The organism is Bizionia saleffrena, assembly GCF_008086175.1.
Classification (GTDB): Bacteria; Bacteroidota; Bacteroidia; order Flavobacteriales; family Flavobacteriaceae; genus Bizionia; species Bizionia saleffrena.
Genome location: NZ_VSKM01000016.1, coordinates 21,080 through 36,631, shown reverse-complemented (window position 1 = coordinate 36,631; position 15,552 = coordinate 21,080). Strand labels below are relative to the sequence as shown.

Genomic DNA, 15,552 nt, shown 5'->3' with positions numbered 1-15,552 from the left:
CCTTGTTGTTCCTTTTTTTAGATATAGGCAAATGCTGTGGTAATTACGCCTATAAGAACAAATGTTACACGTTATAAAAGTCTTCGTTTTTAGATTAATAATAAGAGGGCGTAACGTTATAATTAAAATGATTTCTATTAGTGTCTCGTAAATATAATAACGCATCCTCTTAATTAATTTCGGGGCACTCGTAAAATGCTGTTGAAACTAATAATACAGCTTATCGGTGTTAAGGTTTAAGAAACGTTGCGTCGCGAAAAACGTAGAAATCCAAGTGATTACTATACCTAATCCAAACACAAAACCAAATAACGCAATAAGTAGAATAGGATTGCTTAATAAGGCTAATTCTGGGAACATTTTATCGATATAATACAATACAATCCCCATTCCTGTCAAGGCAATGAGAGCGCCAATAATTCCTAGTTTTACACTTCTCCAAATAAACGGAAGACGAATAAAACGTTTTGTAGCACCTACCATTTGCATTGTTTTAATAGTGAATCGTTTAGAATATACTGCCAAACGAATCGAGCTGTTTATTAATAATACGGCTATTAAAGTAAATATACCACTGATTAATAAAATCCAGAAACTTATTTTTTTAACGTTATCGTTCATTAATTTCACTAAATCATTGTCGTAATTCACTTCATCAACAAAGCTTTTAGAGAGTGCTTCTTTAGAAATAATCTCTAATTTTTCAGAGGTAACGAAATCGGCTTTTAAATGCACATCAATCGAGTTTTTTAAGGGGTTAATACCTAAAAACTCCATAAAATCTTCGCCACTTTCCGCTTTCATAGACTCGGCAGCTTGCTCTTTCGATACAAAATTTGTAGATTTCACGTAATCGGCCATTGCTAAACTCTTTTCGAGCTGCTTAATTTCGACATCTTTCGCGGTGTCTTTTAAGTAAATAGTAACCGTTACTTGCTCCTTAAAATGGTCGGCAACTTTTTTAGCATTTAAGACCAAAAGTCCTAAAAGCCCCACTAAAAACAGGACTAAAGCAATACTTAATGCCACAGAAAAATAAGACGATATTAAACGGCGTTTTTGATATTTGTCAAACGATGAGCTCATAAAAAGGATGTAATTTACAGCGTAAAAATAATAAAGAATTTACACTATTATAGCGAACAACGTTTAAACTTTTAATAATGTTATAGAACCGACAGATTTTAATTGATTTACCACAATTTCATATCATTTTAGATTTATGACTTGAACACACTTTTAATAGGCTATTTGGTGGGTAATTGTTAAATTTGACGCTTCATTAAGTATAAATAAATAAGATGCAATACCATTTTAACGACATAGAAGCCAAATGGCAAAAATATTGGGACGAGAACCAAACATTTAAGGCCTCCAACAACAGCGATAAACCTAAATATTACGTACTCGATATGTTTCCTTATCCAAGTGGAGCCGGTTTACATGTTGGGCATCCGTTAGGGTATATTGCCAGCGATATTTATGCGCGGTATAAACGCCATAAAGGGTTTAATGTATTGCACCCGCAGGGATACGATAGTTTTGGTTTGCCTGCCGAACAGTATGCCATACAAACGGGGCAGCATCCTGCCGATACCACGCGAGTGAATATTGAAGGTGGTGTCGATAAAGCAGGAAATGAGATTGAAGGCTACAGAAAACAACTCGATAAAATTGGTTTTTCTTTCGATTGGAGTAGAGAAGTACGCACCTCTAATCCAGCGTATTACAAATGGACACAATGGATTTTTATTCAGCTTTTTGAATCGTTTTATTGTAAAAAAGACAATAAAGCAAAACCCATAACGGAATTAATCGCGATTTTTTCAACCGAAGGGAATGCTTTAGTTGCTGTGGAATGTGACGATAATATAGAACAGTTTTCAGCAGAAGATTGGAACGCATTTTCAACTGAAAAGCAACAAGAAATACTACTACAATACCGTTTAACCTATTTGGCAGAAACAGAAGTGAACTGGTGCGCAGCATTAGGAACCGTTTTAGCCAATGACGAGATTGTAAATGGCGTATCAGAACGTGGCGGTCATACCGTAACACGTAAAAAAATGACACAATGGAGTATGCGTATTTCTGCGTATGCAGAGCGTTTACTTCAAGGTTTGGATACGATAGACTGGACGGAGTCGCTAAAGGAAAGTCAGCGAAATTGGATAGGTAAATCGGTTGGCGCTTCGGTAACGTTCAAGGTGAATAACCACAACGAAACGATTCCTGTTTTTACCACGAGACCAGATACTATTTTTGGGGTGAGTTTTATGACCTTGGCTCCAGAACACGAGTTGGTGCATACTATTACAACGCCAGCACAAAAAGATGCGGTAAACGCTTATATTGAAGCCACTGCAAAACGTAGCGAACGCGAACGTATGGCCGATGTAAAAACTATTTCTGGTGTGTTTACGGGCGCGTATGCCGTGCACCCCTTTAGTAAAGCGCTTATACCAATATGGATTGGCGATTACGTATTGGCAGGTTACGGTACGGGAGCGGTAATGGCCGTGCCTTGTGGTGACCAACGCGATTACGATTTTGCAAAACACTTTAATATAGACATTCCAAACATCTTTGAAGGTGTGGATATTTCTAAAGAAGCAAATGCCGATAAAGAAAGCACCGTGCTTGCCAATAGTGAATTCCTAAACGGAATCGGGTACAAAAAAGGAACAAAACGTGCTATTTTCGAACTAGAGAAATTAGGACAAGGCCAGGGTAAAACCAATTACAGATTGCGCGATGCCGTATTTAGCAGACAGCGGTATTGGGGAGAACCGTTTCCGGTATATTACAAAAACGGAATGCCGCAAATGATTGCAAAAGAGCATTTGCCAATTCGTTTGCCAGAAGTAGAAAAATATTTACCTACCGAAACTGGTGAGCCGCCATTAGGTCGCGCCGATGTTTGGGCGTGGTGTACAGAAAGTAACAGCGTTGTTAGTAACGATAAAATTAATAATACTACCGTTTTTCCTCTAGAATTAAACACAATGCCGGGTTGGGCAGGGAGTTCTTGGTACTTTTTCCGTTATATGGAAGATACACTGAGAGATTCTGTTTTTGCCAGTGAAGAGGCGCTTAATTATTGGGAGAATGTCGATTTATATATAGGTGGAAGCGAGCACGCCACAGGGCACTTATTATATTCGCGTTTTTGGGTGAAGTTTTTAAAGGATCGCGGATTTGTTAATGTTGAAGAGCCTTTTAAAAAGCTTATTAACCAAGGAATGATATTAGGGACTAGTGCTTTTGTCTTTAAAGTCGTTTTAAATGAAGGTGTAAATAATAGTAGTCGCGTGTTAGATTTTATTGAAATTAACAAGAACGCGCTATTCGTACCAGAATATTATACGAACGATTTTCCTGTCGATGAGAAAATTGATACGCTTTCTAATGAGGAATTATCTCGTGAAATGGCTCATCATAAGTTTGTAATTCCAAACTTTCTTAAGAAGCAATATCCAGAATATGAAGATGTGATTGACACCTTGGAATTTGGATTTCAAAAGTTGCACGTCGATGTTAATTTAGTGAATGCTTCAAATGAAATAGATACCGAAGCGTTTAAAAATCATCCAATATATTCAGATTATCGTAATGCAGATTTCATTTTGGAAGATGGCGTTTACAAAGTAGGGAGGGAAGTCGAAAAAATGTCGAAGTCTAAATATAATGTTGTTAATCCCGATCAGATTAGTGAGCAATACGGCGCGGATAGTTTGCGTCTATACGAAATGTTTTTAGGGCCTTTAGAGCAATCGAAGCCTTGGAATACGGCTGGAATTACAGGAGTGCATAACTTTCTTAAAAAATTATGGAAATTGTACGTCGGCGACAATGGTTTGCTAGTAAACGGTAGCGAGCCGACAAAAGATAGCTTAAAAACCCTACATAAAACCATAAAGAAAGTAGAAGAAGACATCGAGAATTTTTCTTTTAACACGTCGGTTTCTACCTTTATGATTGCTGTAAACGAATTGTCGCAACAAAAATGTACCAGTAAAGATGTTTTAGAACCGTTATTGGTTGTATTATCACCTTACGCGCCACACATAGCTGAAGAGTTATACAGTAGGTTAGGTAACGAAGGATCGATCGCCACTGTAGCGTTTCCAACATTTGATGCTAAACATTTAGTAGAAAGTAGTAAAAACTATCCGATTTCTTTTAATGGGAAAATGCGTTTTACATTAGAGTTGCCAATGGATATGAGTAAAGACGAAATCGAGAAAACGGTACTAGCACACGAAAAAACAATGGCACAATTGGAAGGACGTACACCTAAAAAGGTAATTATCGTACCGGGTAAAATTGTGAATATTGTGGGGTAAGTATCTATAAAAAATAAAGAAGATAAAGTAGCATTACATAAAAACAGAAACCATCCTTTTAAGGATGGTTTCTTGCTTATAACAAATCTCGTATAACTAGCAAAATAAAAATTGAAATGATCACTCTTTTTACTTAACCGAAGCACCGATATTTAGGGCGATTTTGAGGAGCGAAAAATGGTATCGCGGAACGTTTCGTTTTTTTAATATTAGTTATTGTAAATATGATTTTTAAAATCTAAAGCGTCAGAGTCATTGAAACCACTATAAAAGCTAAGGGATTAATAGTAGTTTATAACCGCTCAGGATGTTGCGGACTGACATTATTTCTTCACTATAAATTGGCTTACTTTTTGCTATATTTACCTAGAAAATAAAAACACGATACTATGCAAGGAATTATGGGATACTATGTGCTACTTGGAGTCATAGCCTTAATCAGTTGGTTGGTAAGTAGCCGACTAAAAAAGAAATTTAAAAAATACTCAAAAATACAATTACGTAATGGAATGAGTGGTGCCGAAATCGCGATAAAAATGTTAGCCGATCACGGTATTAGAAACGTTGAGGTGATTTCTACACCCGGCCGTTTAACAGACCATTACAACCCCGTAAATAAAACAGTAAACTTAAGTGAATCTGTATATAACGAGCGTAATGCCGCTGCTGCAGCTGTTGCCGCACACGAATGTGGTCACGCCGTGCAACACGCCACCGCTTACCAATGGTTAACAATGCGCTCTAAATTAGTGCCCATAGTTAGTGTAACCTCCAATATCTCACAATGGGTAATTATTGGAGGTTTAATGTTGGGTGCTGCCGATGGTTTAGGATTTGGTTTCTACATCTCGGTTGCTGGATTGGTAATGATGGGCTTTGCGACGGTATTCGCATTTATAACTCTACCTGTAGAATACGACGCAAGTCATAGAGCATTGGCGTGGTTAAAAGCGAAAAACATAGTAACGCCAGACGAATATAAAGGATCTGAAGATGCTCTTAAATGGGCCGCAAGAACTTATTTAGTGGCTGCTATCGGTGCTTTAGCGTCCTTGTTATTTTGGGCATTACGCGTTTTTGGAGGGCGTGATTAATTTTATAAATTAGACTTAAAAGAGAAGAGATTGATAGTATGGCAACATAGTGTACAATCTCTTTTTTCTTATATTGAAACCTTAATCAGAAAAAAAATAATTTTTATGGGAAACCAATTTAAAAATGAGATGCCGTCTAAAATAATGGTGGGCGCATTGGCTCAAGATGAGCGCGTCGCTTTTTATAAAAAAACCTATGCGCACGTTGCCGGTGGTGTTGCTGTTTTTGTATTGTTTGAATACTTATTACTTCAAAGTGAGACTATTGTGGCGTTTGCGATGTCTTTAACCGAAGGATTTAAATGGCTTATTATGCTGGGCGGATTTATGTTTATCACCAATTATGCTGAAGGGATTGCGCTGCGATCGGCAGATAAATCTAAACAATACTTGGCTTTTGGAGTCTACATTTTAGCGGAAGCTTTTATTTTTATACCTTTAATTTATATCGCAGCGTTTCAATTAGATTCGGGGCCAGAAATATTACAACAAGCTGCCATTGTTACGCTAGGTTTGTTTAGCGGATTAACAGCTGTAGTTTTTGTGACTAAAAAAGATTTTTCTTTCTTAAAAACCGGATTAACCATTGGCTTTTTTATAGCTATCGGTTTAATTGTAGCCGGTACCTTGTTCGGTTTTAACCTAGGCTTATGGTTTTCTGTAGGAATGTGTCTATTAGCAGGAGGGGCTATTTTATACCAAACGTCAAACCTTATTAATAAATATTCTACCGATGAGTATATTCCTGCATCGCTAGGTTTATTTGCATCGCTAATGTTATTATTTTGGTATGTGTTACAACTATTTATGTCTAGAGATTAGTCATAAAAAATAAGAATACTGAAATAAAAAAAAGGGCCTAATTTTAAACTTAAGCCCTTTTTTTTATATGTTAATTTGTCGTTGTATTTGTTGGTCTAAAGAAATAAAAGTTTCCGTTCGCGATACACCGTTTATAGTCTGTATATCTTTATTTAATAAGTACATTAAATGCGCGTTGTCCTTACAGAGTATTTTAATTAGAATACTCCAGTTCCCTGTGGTATAGTGACATTCTATAACCTCGGGAATCTTTTTTAATTGCTTTACGGCTTCTGGATTGCTCATAGCTTTATCTAGGTAAATGCCGACAAAAGCCATCGTCGTATAGCCTAAAACCTTAGGATTAATAACAAACTTAGAGCCTGCAATTAATCCTGATTTTTCAAGTTTTCGCAACCGCTGATGAATTGCCGCTCCAGAAATACCAACTTGACGTGCAATTTCTAAAATAGGCGTGCGCGCATCTTCCATTAAAGCACGGAGGATTGTTTTGTCTATACCATCTATCGATACGGTACCTGAGGTTGTTTTCAAAGATTAAATTTTATAAATAATGTTTTATAAAGTTAACGGATTATATCCTAAATAAGGCGCTTCGGTTTCATTAAAACCAATACCGTATTGTTCTAATTCTTTTAAAATAGGCGTGTATACCTCTCTTGTAATAGGAATTTGAACGCCCGGTGTTTTAATTTTACCGTTTAAAATGGCCAACGTAGCAATGGCGACTGGTAAACCAACAGTTTTTGACATTGCTGTGTAGGTTTGATCCTCTCCTAGCGTTACCATTGTAGAATCTATTTGGTATTTCTTGCCGTCTAATTCATAACCAAACTTATGGTACATTACAATCATATCTTTATCCATTGCGTCTAAAGTCCAATGTTCCATTAATATCTTTTGAAGAATTTGCGCAGGAGAGGCTTTTTTAAGTCCTACCATTTTAGTGCCATCAAAGATATCTAACTCTAAATACTTAGACCAAATAGTATCATCTTGATCCAATTTTAAAGCGTGTCTAAATTTTAGTTCTACAGAATCTGTAGGACTATAAGGTAAAAATGAATTAACGAAATCGCGGTAGCTCATATTTTCGCTATCATCGATCGTGTAACTATCGTCTGTCAGTCCTAGATTAACGAAGGCGTTCCAAGCGCGGCTAAAGCCTACCCGTCTAATGGTTCCTCGGTAGAGCGTTTTTACGTCTTGTAACCCGTAAATTTCTTGGTATTTTAAAGAATCGCGATTAGCATACCCTTCAAAACGTCCGTATCCTTCTACATCTAAAAACTCTGTTCTTCTAAATAAGCGATTGTATGGAATGTATTTATAAGTGCTTTCTTGTAGGAATTTCGCAGCGCCACCTTGGCCGGCAAGGACAACGTTTCTTGGGTTCCAAGTAAATTTGTAATTCCATAAATTGGTATCACTTTCTGGAGCTACTAAACCGCCAGTAAACGATTCGAAAAGCAACATTTTACCGCCTTTATCTCTAATACGATCTATAATTTGCATCGCACTCATATGGTCTAAACCAGGATCTACACCAATCTCGTTCATAAACACCAATCCTTTTTTTACGGCTTGGGTATTTAAGGCCTGCATTTCTTCGCTAACATAAGAGGCTGTTACCATATTTTTATCATAAGTGATACAGTCTTTAGCGACTTCAATATGGAAACGTGCTGGCAACATTGAGATTACAATATCTGCTTTTTGAATGGCCTCTATTCGAGACGCTGTATTAAAAACATCTAAAGTGATAGCGGTGGCATTTTTATGATCTGCAATTAATTTTTTTGCATTATTTATGTCTAAATCACCTATGGTAATATGTAATTTTTCGTTTTCAGAGGCGTCTAAAAGGTATTTTATTAAATAGGAAGAAGATTTACCAGAACCAATAACTAATATATTTCGCATAGTGGATTTTTTGAGTAGTTTTGTGTTAATTTAAAAGACGAATGTAACGAAATGTTGGTGTTATAAAAACTCAAACAATATATTTTTATGAATAGAAAACTTTTTATAGGTGCTTCAGTATTAGGTTTAATCGCCGTTATTGTAGGTGCTTTCGCGGCTCACGGATTAAAACCTTTAATTTCTTTCGAAGCCATACAATCTTTTGAGACCGGCGTTCGTTATCAAATGTATCACGCTTTTCTTTTGCTTTTCGTTGGGGGGTCTAGAACACTTCCGAAGGGCACAAAAAAAGCGGTGTTTTATTTAGTGCTTTTAGGGGTGTTCTTGTTCTCTGGGTCTATTTATGGCTTAGCGACCGATACGCTAACAGCATTTAATTTTAAATCTATTGCTTTAATAACGCCTATTGGCGGATTATTGCTAATTTCGGCGTGGATAGTGATGCTTATTAGCTTTATAAGAATTAAATAGAATTATTTTTTTATTTCCACTACTATATTTAGAATATTGATTAATTTTGTACCTTAAAACAACATACACAAATTATGGTAAACCATACACAATCTACAAATACGATTTCGTTGGAAACATACGGAATTAAGAACGCTAAAGTAAAATACCAACTCTCATCAGACGATTTACACGCTATTACCCTCGAAAAGGGTCAAGGTGTGGAGTCCGCTTCGGGTGCGTTGGCTGTTAATACAGGCGAATTTACTGGGCGATCGCCTCAAGACCGATTTATTGTTAAAGATGATGTGACTAAAGACCGCGTTTGGTGGGGTAATATCAACCAACCATTCGATGCCGATAAGTTCGACAAATTATACGATAAAGTTGCAGATTATCTATCGGGAAAAGAGGTTTTTGTAAGAGATAGTATTGCCTGTGCAGACGATGCATACCGTTTAAACATTCGTGTTATTACCGAGCATGCTTGGAGTAATATGTTTGCGAACAACATGTTTATACGTCCTACTGCTGAAGAGTTAAAAGACTTTTCGCCAGAATGGACAATCGTTAACGCGCCAGGTTTTATGGCTGTTCCAGATAAAGACGGAACACGTCAGCATAACTTCGTAATTTTAAACTTTACAAAAAAAATAGCTTTAATTGGTGGAACCGGGTATACGGGAGAAATCAAAAAAGGTATTTTCTCGGCGTTAAACTTTATTTTACCAGTCTATAAAAACACGCTACCTATGCACTGTAGTGCAAACGTGGGTAAAGACGGGGATACGGCTATTTTCTTTGGTTTATCAGGAACAGGAAAAACAACGTTATCTACAGATCCAGACCGCAGTTTAATTGGTGATGATGAGCACGGTTGGACAAGCGAAAACACTGTCTTTAACTTTGAAGGTGGCTGTTACGCAAAAGTAATTAACTTATCTCAAGAGCAAGAGCCAGAAATTTTCGGAGCGATTAAAAAAGGTGCGATTCTGGAAAATGTGATTATGAATGATAAAGGCGAGGTTGATTTTGCCGATACCTCTATTACTCAAAATACAAGAGTGAGTTACCCTATTGATCATATCGAAAATATCAAGGTGCCTTCTATAGGAGGAAATCCTAAAAACATCTTTTTTCTAACGGCTGATGCTTTTGGTGTATTGCCTCCAATTTCAAAATTAACACCTGGTCAAGCAGCCTACCATTTTATTTCTGGTTATACGGCAAAAGTAGCAGGAACAGAAACTGGAATTAATGAACCATTACCTAGCTTTTCAGCGTGTTTTGGAGCGCCATTTATGCCGTTACACCCAACGAAGTACGCAGAAATGCTTAGTGCTAAGATGAAAGAAACTGGAGTGACTGTGTGGTTAATTAATACCGGATGGACCGGTGGTCCTTACGGTGTGGGTACGCGCATGAAATTAAAATACACACGTGCCATGATAACAGCGGCAATGAATGGTTCTTTAGAAGAAGCAAATAAAGGAGATTACCATACTCATTCTGTTTTTGGTGTACAACAACCTAAAACGTGTCCCAACGTTCCTTCAGAAGTGTTAAGCCCAAAACAAACTTGGAATAACGATGAAGGTTATTACAAAACAGCTAATAAATTAGCGATGTCATTTAATGAAAACTTTAAGAAGTTTGAAGAAAATGCAAATGCAGAAATTCTTGCAGGAGCACCAAAAGTGGTGTAACTAAAAAGAGTATAGAATATAAAAAAAGCGACCGTATGGTCGCTTTTTTTTATGGTAAAAAATTAAATCCTTCTACTTTTTGTTAGCGTTGTCTATGTACTTTTTTAAAGCCATAGTCATCGATGGTGTTTCTGGTGTTGGTGCCGAAATATCAACTCTTAAACCGCGCTCTTCAACAGCTTTAATCGTTGTGTTACCAAACACGGCAATTCGCGTATCGTTTTGTTTAAAGTCAGGAAAGTTTTGAAATAATGAGTCTATTCCAGAAGGGCTAAAGAAGACTAATATATCGTAAGATACATTTGCCAAATCAGATAAATCGCTAATTACCGTTTTATAAAAAACAGCTTCTTTCCAATTAACCCCTAGTTCGTTTAACGTTTCAGGAACTTCAGGTTTTAATTTATCAGTGGTTGGTAGCAAGAATATTTCATCTTTGTTTTTTTTAAGCAATGGCGATAATTCAGAAAAAGTACGTTTACCAACATAGATTTTACGTTTTCTATACACGACATATTTTTGTAAGTAAAAAGCAACAGCTTCCGACTGGCAAAAATATTTCATCGTATCTGGTACCTTAAAACGCATTTCTTCCGCTATTCTAAAAAAGTGATCAATGGCATTTCTACTCGTTAAGATAATAGCAGTAAACTTAGTTAAATCTATTTTTTGTTGCCTTATTTCTTTTGAAGGAACTCCTTCCACGTGGATGAAAGATCTAAAATCAATCTTAACTTTTTGCTTTTCAGAGAGCTCAAAGTAAGGCGAGTTTTCCATTTTCGGTTCTGGTTGTGATATTAAAATCGTTTTCACTTTCATAATATAATAGCTTTTTTTAGTTTCTATGTAGTTGTAATTAATTTATACAAAACGACATATGGTGAAATTTCAAGAGTGCAAAGGTACAAAATAAAATAAAACAAGTTATTTTTAATCGCGAATAGATGCGTTTTAAAAAAATAAGATAACCCTATAATATGCACGAAAAACAAGATAGAACCAATGATATATAAGTGATTTAAATGCGGATCTAAACTAAAAATGAGAATGAAATTAATAGGAATAAGTAGTAAGCCCACGAAATTTTTAAAGTTTATTTTTAAGAATAAATAATCGCTAACAATAAAATCAATATTTAAAACACTACTAATTAAGCGTTGTACAAGTGTTTTAATGAGTAAAAATAAAGTGATACCGAAACCTATAGTGTAGTAAATCTCTAAAGTCGTTAAATTAATACTTTCCTTTACATTGTAAAAAATGACAAAAAGCACGGTAAGTTGCACGACAAGGTTCGCGAATAAAATAGATTCGAAACCACTAATAAATTTTTGATTTTTAATATAGGCATTCGAGTATTTATAGTTTACAAGTATAAATGCAAAATCGTTAAATCGTTTAGGGTAAGCGATTCTAGCGCTTGCAATTAGTAGTAAACTAATGACCAATAGAATCGTAAAAATTTCGTTTGAAACAAGTTCTCTTAACATGCCGTAAAATTATTATAATTATTTATAGGGTAATCGCTAATATTAATAAATATTTAAAAATAAATAAATTTCAAAATACTACATTTGCCAAAACGAAGACTATTAATGAAAGATGCTATTGTCATTATTCCCACTTATAATGAGATTGAAAATATTGAAGCCATAATAACGGCAATATTTTCAGAAGATAAGGCATTCGACATTTTAATAGTAGACGATAATTCTCCAGATTTAACAGGTCTTAAGGTTCAAGAGCTTCAAAAAAAGTACGGCGATCGGTTATTCTTAGAAACCCGAAAAGAAAAATCTGGTTTAGGCACGGCTTACATTCACGGCTTTAAGTGGTGTTTAGAGCGAGAATATGCCTATGTTTTTGAAATGGATGCCGATTTTTCTCACGATCCTAAAGATCTAATCAAATTGTATACCGCTTGCCACCGCGGTCAAGCAGATTTAAGTATTGGTTCGCGTTACGTTAAAGGCGTAAATGTTGTAAATTGGCCTCTAGGTCGTATCTTGATGTCGTACGGTGCTTCGGTGTACGTGCGGTTAATTACCGGAATGACTATTAAAGATACTACAGCAGGGTTTATATGTTATAAACGCGCTGTTTTGGAAACATTAGATCTAAACGATATCAAATTTGTAGGCTATGCTTTTCAGATTGAAATGAAGTTTAAGGCCTATTTAAAAGGTTTTAATATCGTGGAAGTGCCGGTTATTTTTACAGATCGTGCTAGAGGAGAGTCTAAATTGAGTACTAATATTATTTCTGAAGCTATCTTTGGAGTTTTGACAATGAAATTGAAAAGTTTTTTTAAAAAATAAAAAAAATGAACGAAAGAGTTACACTTATTAAAAATGCAAAAGTTGTAAATGAAGGCACAATCGAGACGAGAGATATCTTAATTGAAGGTGAGTTTATTACAAAAATAGCGGAATCTATAAGTCCCAAAAATGGTGATGTTCTTATTTTTGATGCCGAAGGGCGACACGTTTTGCCAGGAATGATAGACGACCAAGTTCATTTTAGAGAGCCTGGGTTAACGCACAAAGGAAATATAGAAACTGAATCTCGAGCAGCTATTGCTGGTGGAATTACTTCTTTTATCGAGATGCCAAATACCGTACCGCAAACAACAACTATCGACAAGTTAAACGATAAATTTGCAATTGCAAAAAAAACATCGTCGGCAAACTATTCTTTTATGTTTGGAGGCACCAACGACAATCTTGAAGAAATTAAAAAGGTAGACCCGAAGCAGGTAGCGGGTTTGAAATTATTTTTAGGGTCGTCTACAGGCAATATGTTGGTCGATAATCCTGAGGTTTTAGAGGCTATTTTTTCAAGTACCGATTTATTAATTTCTGTACACTGCGAAGATGAAGCCACGATTAAAAAGAATCTAGAAGTTTATACAGAGCGATACGGTGATGATATCCCGATGCATTTTCACCCTATTATTAGAAGTGAAGAAGCGTGTTATATTTCGTCATCTAAAGCTATCGAGTTAGCTAAAAAAACAGGTGCCCGTTTACACGTTTTTCACGTGTCTACAGGAAAAGAGACCAAGTTGTTTTCTAACAAATTACCATTAAAAGACAAGAAAATCACTGCCGAAGTGTGCATTCATCACTTATGGTTTAGCGATAAAGATTACGATAATAAAGGGTCCTTTATAAAATGGAACCCTGCGGTGAAATCTGAAAAAGATAGAGATCAATTGCTAAAAGCATTACTAGACGATAGAATCGATATTATTGCAACCGATCACGCGCCACACACTTTAGAAGAAAAACAAAACGTGTATACTAAAGCGCCTTCTGGCGGTCCATTAGTGCAGCACGCTATGCCTGCATTGTTGGAGTTATACCACCGAGATAAAATTTCAATCGAAAAAATAGTTGAAAAAACGAGTCATAATCCTGCGATTTTATTCCAAGTTGAAAAACGCGGATATATTAAAGAGGGGTATTATGCCGACTTAGTAATTGTAGATTTAAACAGTCCGTGGACCGTTAAAAAAGACAATATACTTTACAAGTGTGGCTGGTCTCCTTTTGAGGGTACGACTTTTAAATCTAGAATAACACACACGTTCGTAAATGGCGGATTAGCTTATAAAAACTTTAAATTTTACGATACTAAATTTGCTAAACAACTCACTTTTAACAGATAGAAAAGCAGCAAAACTTATGAAAACTCATTTTTTTTTATGTGTACTCGCGCTCTTTGTCTTAAGCGGCTGCTATGATGTAGAGCGTCCTGAAAAGCCAAATAATTTGTTGTCTGAAGATCAAATGGTAGCAGTTATTTCTGATATGGCTATTTTGTCGTCTGCAAAAGGAGTGAACAAAAAAAGAATTGAAGAGAATGGCATCGTTCCAGACCAATACATTTATAAAAGAAACAATATCGACAGTTTAAGTTTTGCCGCAAGTAATGTGTATTACGCGTTCGATATTGAGACTTATAATCGTATTTACACACGTGTAAAAGATACTTTAAACAAAAAAAAGGAGTTTTTTCAAGCCATACAAGAACGCGAAAAAGAAGAGAAGAGCAACTTAGATTCTCTAAAACGGAGTAAACTTAAAAAAGACCGTTCACCTGTTAAGGATTCGCTGGCTGTTACCAAAGGTTTTATTTCCCCGAATTAATTATTTAGTTACGTGTTGTCTTTTATATACTGAGAACAAGTGGTTTCTAATTGGGTTTGTAGGGAAGTAAACGTAATAGATAGAGTCTCTTTTATTTTGGTGTTGTCGTAAAGTGATTGCGATTGTAACGAGGCTACTAAGTGGCCAGTTAATTTTCTGCGCTTTCCGGTAAGAGCATGCCGCAACCAATCCAGTCGCCATCCTAATTGTAAAAGCCAAGGTTTAGCTTCTTTATTTGGGGGCTTAACCCCTAATAATAGCGCTGTTGTAGTTAAGAATTTTTTATAGCTCCAGCTTTCTGTTACACAAATAAAACGCGCATTGATAATAGTGCTTTCCATTGCCGTAATCATACTTGTAACCACATCGTTTATGCCAACATATCCCATACTTCCTGACGTATAATAAGGGAGGCCTTTAGCGACTGTTTTTATAATCGAACCGCTACCGTAGTGCCAAATACCTGGGCCAATAATCACTCCGGGGTTTATAATAACCGCGTCTAAGCCTTCTTGTGTACCGCGCCAAACTTCTAGTTCGGCGCCATATTTGGTAAGCGCGTAAACGCTATTGTCACTTTCGGGGTTCCATTCGGTTTTTTCGGTAGCTGGTTGTCCTTTTTTAGGTTCGCCAATCGTAGCCACTGAGCTAACATAACACAGTTTTTTAATACCATTAGAAACACAAAAATTGACAATATTTGCCGTGCCTTCAATATTCGTTTTCTGCAAGAGGTCGAACTTATCAGGCTCGAACGATACCAAAGCGGCACAATGGTAAACGTGTGTAATACTGTCGAAAGCATCAGTTAAACTTGGGATGTCATTCAAATCGGCTTCAACCCATTCAATTCTATTAAATAAGTCTTCTGGTGTAGCGGTGTAGTAAGAGAAAATCCGCTTTACGTGGTCAAACTTTTTTTCATTTCTATAAATAGCACGTACTTTTTTTTTGCTATTCACTAATGTAAAAAGTAAATGTGCACCAACTAAACCTGTTCCTCCAGTAACTAAAATCATAGGACTAATGTAAAGAATTATTCAATATTGCTACCTATTTA

Annotated in this window: 14 protein-coding genes; 8 read left to right on the top strand and 6 right to left on the bottom strand. The window is 36.1% G+C overall.

Annotated elements, in window-relative coordinates:
* Positions 1-207 precede the first annotated feature (207 nt).
* Entirely contained in the window at positions 208-1,086 is an 879-nt protein-coding gene (locus ES676_RS12930) for a cell division protein FtsX (RefSeq protein WP_148370748.1), read from the bottom strand.
* Positions 1,087-1,301: 215 nt separating this feature from the next.
* Between ES676_RS12930 and ES676_RS12925 the strand changes: the two genes are divergently transcribed.
* The 3 genes from ES676_RS12925 to ES676_RS12915 all read left to right on the top strand — a co-directional run bounded on the left by ES676_RS12925 (position 1,302) and on the right by ES676_RS12915 (position 6,262).
* A complete protein-coding gene (locus tag ES676_RS12925) occupies positions 1,302-4,346 on the top strand; it encodes a leucine--tRNA ligase (protein ID WP_148370747.1) in 3,045 nt (1,014 codons plus the stop codon).
* 398 nt (positions 4,347-4,744) lie between these two features.
* Positions 4,745-5,440 carry a zinc metallopeptidase gene (locus ES676_RS12920; protein ID WP_148370784.1) on the top strand — a complete coding sequence of 232 codons (696 nt, stop codon included), beginning with the start codon at positions 4,745-4,747 and terminating at the stop codon, positions 5,438-5,440.
* Positions 5,441-5,545: 105 nt separating this feature from the next.
* The gene (locus tag ES676_RS12915; RefSeq protein WP_148370746.1) at positions 5,546-6,262 is read left to right on the top strand and encodes a Bax inhibitor-1/YccA family protein; all 717 of its coding nucleotides are present in this window, start codon (positions 5,546-5,548) and stop codon (positions 6,260-6,262) included.
* A 63-nt stretch (positions 6,263-6,325) separates the two neighbouring features.
* Here ES676_RS12915 and ES676_RS12910 read toward each other — a convergent pair whose 3' ends face one another.
* Together ES676_RS12910 and ES676_RS12905 are read right to left on the bottom strand one after the other, a co-directional pair.
* Complete coding sequence (locus tag ES676_RS12910; RefSeq protein ID WP_148370745.1) at positions 6,326-6,796, bottom strand: Lrp/AsnC ligand binding domain-containing protein; 471 nt, start codon at positions 6,794-6,796, stop codon at positions 6,326-6,328.
* Between the two features lie 24 nt (positions 6,797-6,820).
* Positions 6,821-8,185, bottom strand: a complete 1,365-nt coding sequence (locus tag ES676_RS12905) for a saccharopine dehydrogenase family protein (RefSeq protein WP_148370744.1) — start codon at positions 8,183-8,185, stop codon at positions 6,821-6,823.
* Between the two features lie 87 nt (positions 8,186-8,272).
* On the opposite strand from ES676_RS12905, the gene ES676_RS12900 reads away from it, so the two are divergent.
* A complete protein-coding gene (locus ES676_RS12900; RefSeq protein WP_148370743.1) occupies positions 8,273-8,656 on the top strand; it encodes a DUF423 domain-containing protein in 384 nt (127 codons plus the stop codon).
* A gap of 74 nt (positions 8,657-8,730) precedes the next feature.
* Positions 8,731-10,341, top strand: coding sequence for a phosphoenolpyruvate carboxykinase (ATP) (pckA, locus tag ES676_RS12895; RefSeq protein ID WP_148370742.1), 1,611 nt, complete (start codon positions 8,731-8,733; stop codon positions 10,339-10,341).
* 72 nt (positions 10,342-10,413) lie between these two features.
* Here pckA and ES676_RS12890 read toward each other — a convergent pair whose 3' ends face one another.
* Positions 10,414-11,160 carry a uroporphyrinogen-III synthase gene (locus ES676_RS12890; RefSeq protein ID WP_148370741.1) on the bottom strand — a complete coding sequence of 249 codons (747 nt, stop codon included), beginning with the start codon at positions 11,158-11,160 and terminating at the stop codon, positions 10,414-10,416.
* Between the two features lie 23 nt (positions 11,161-11,183).
* Positions 11,184-11,831 carry a DUF4271 domain-containing protein gene (locus ES676_RS12885; protein WP_148370740.1) on the bottom strand — a complete coding sequence of 216 codons (648 nt, stop codon included), beginning with the start codon at positions 11,829-11,831 and terminating at the stop codon, positions 11,184-11,186.
* Between the two features lie 105 nt (positions 11,832-11,936).
* On the opposite strand from ES676_RS12885, the gene ES676_RS12880 reads away from it, so the two are divergent.
* The 3 genes from ES676_RS12880 to ES676_RS12870 are packed head-to-tail and all read left to right on the top strand — an operon-like array spanning position 11,937 to position 14,492.
* Positions 11,937-12,659, top strand: coding sequence for a polyprenol monophosphomannose synthase (locus ES676_RS12880; RefSeq protein WP_148370739.1), 723 nt, complete (start codon positions 11,937-11,939; stop codon positions 12,657-12,659).
* 5 nt (positions 12,660-12,664) lie between these two features.
* Entirely contained in the window at positions 12,665-14,011 is a 1,347-nt protein-coding gene (locus tag ES676_RS12875) for a dihydroorotase (RefSeq protein WP_148370738.1), read from the top strand.
* 16 nt (positions 14,012-14,027) lie between these two features.
* Entirely contained in the window at positions 14,028-14,492 is a 465-nt protein-coding gene (locus ES676_RS12870; RefSeq protein ID WP_148370737.1) for a DUF4296 domain-containing protein, read from the top strand.
* 8 nt (positions 14,493-14,500) lie between these two features.
* On the opposite strand, the gene ES676_RS12865 is transcribed toward ES676_RS12870, so the two are convergent.
* A complete protein-coding gene (locus tag ES676_RS12865; protein WP_148370736.1) occupies positions 14,501-15,511 on the bottom strand; it encodes an NAD-dependent epimerase/dehydratase family protein in 1,011 nt (336 codons plus the stop codon).
* Positions 15,512-15,552 lie beyond the last annotated feature (41 nt).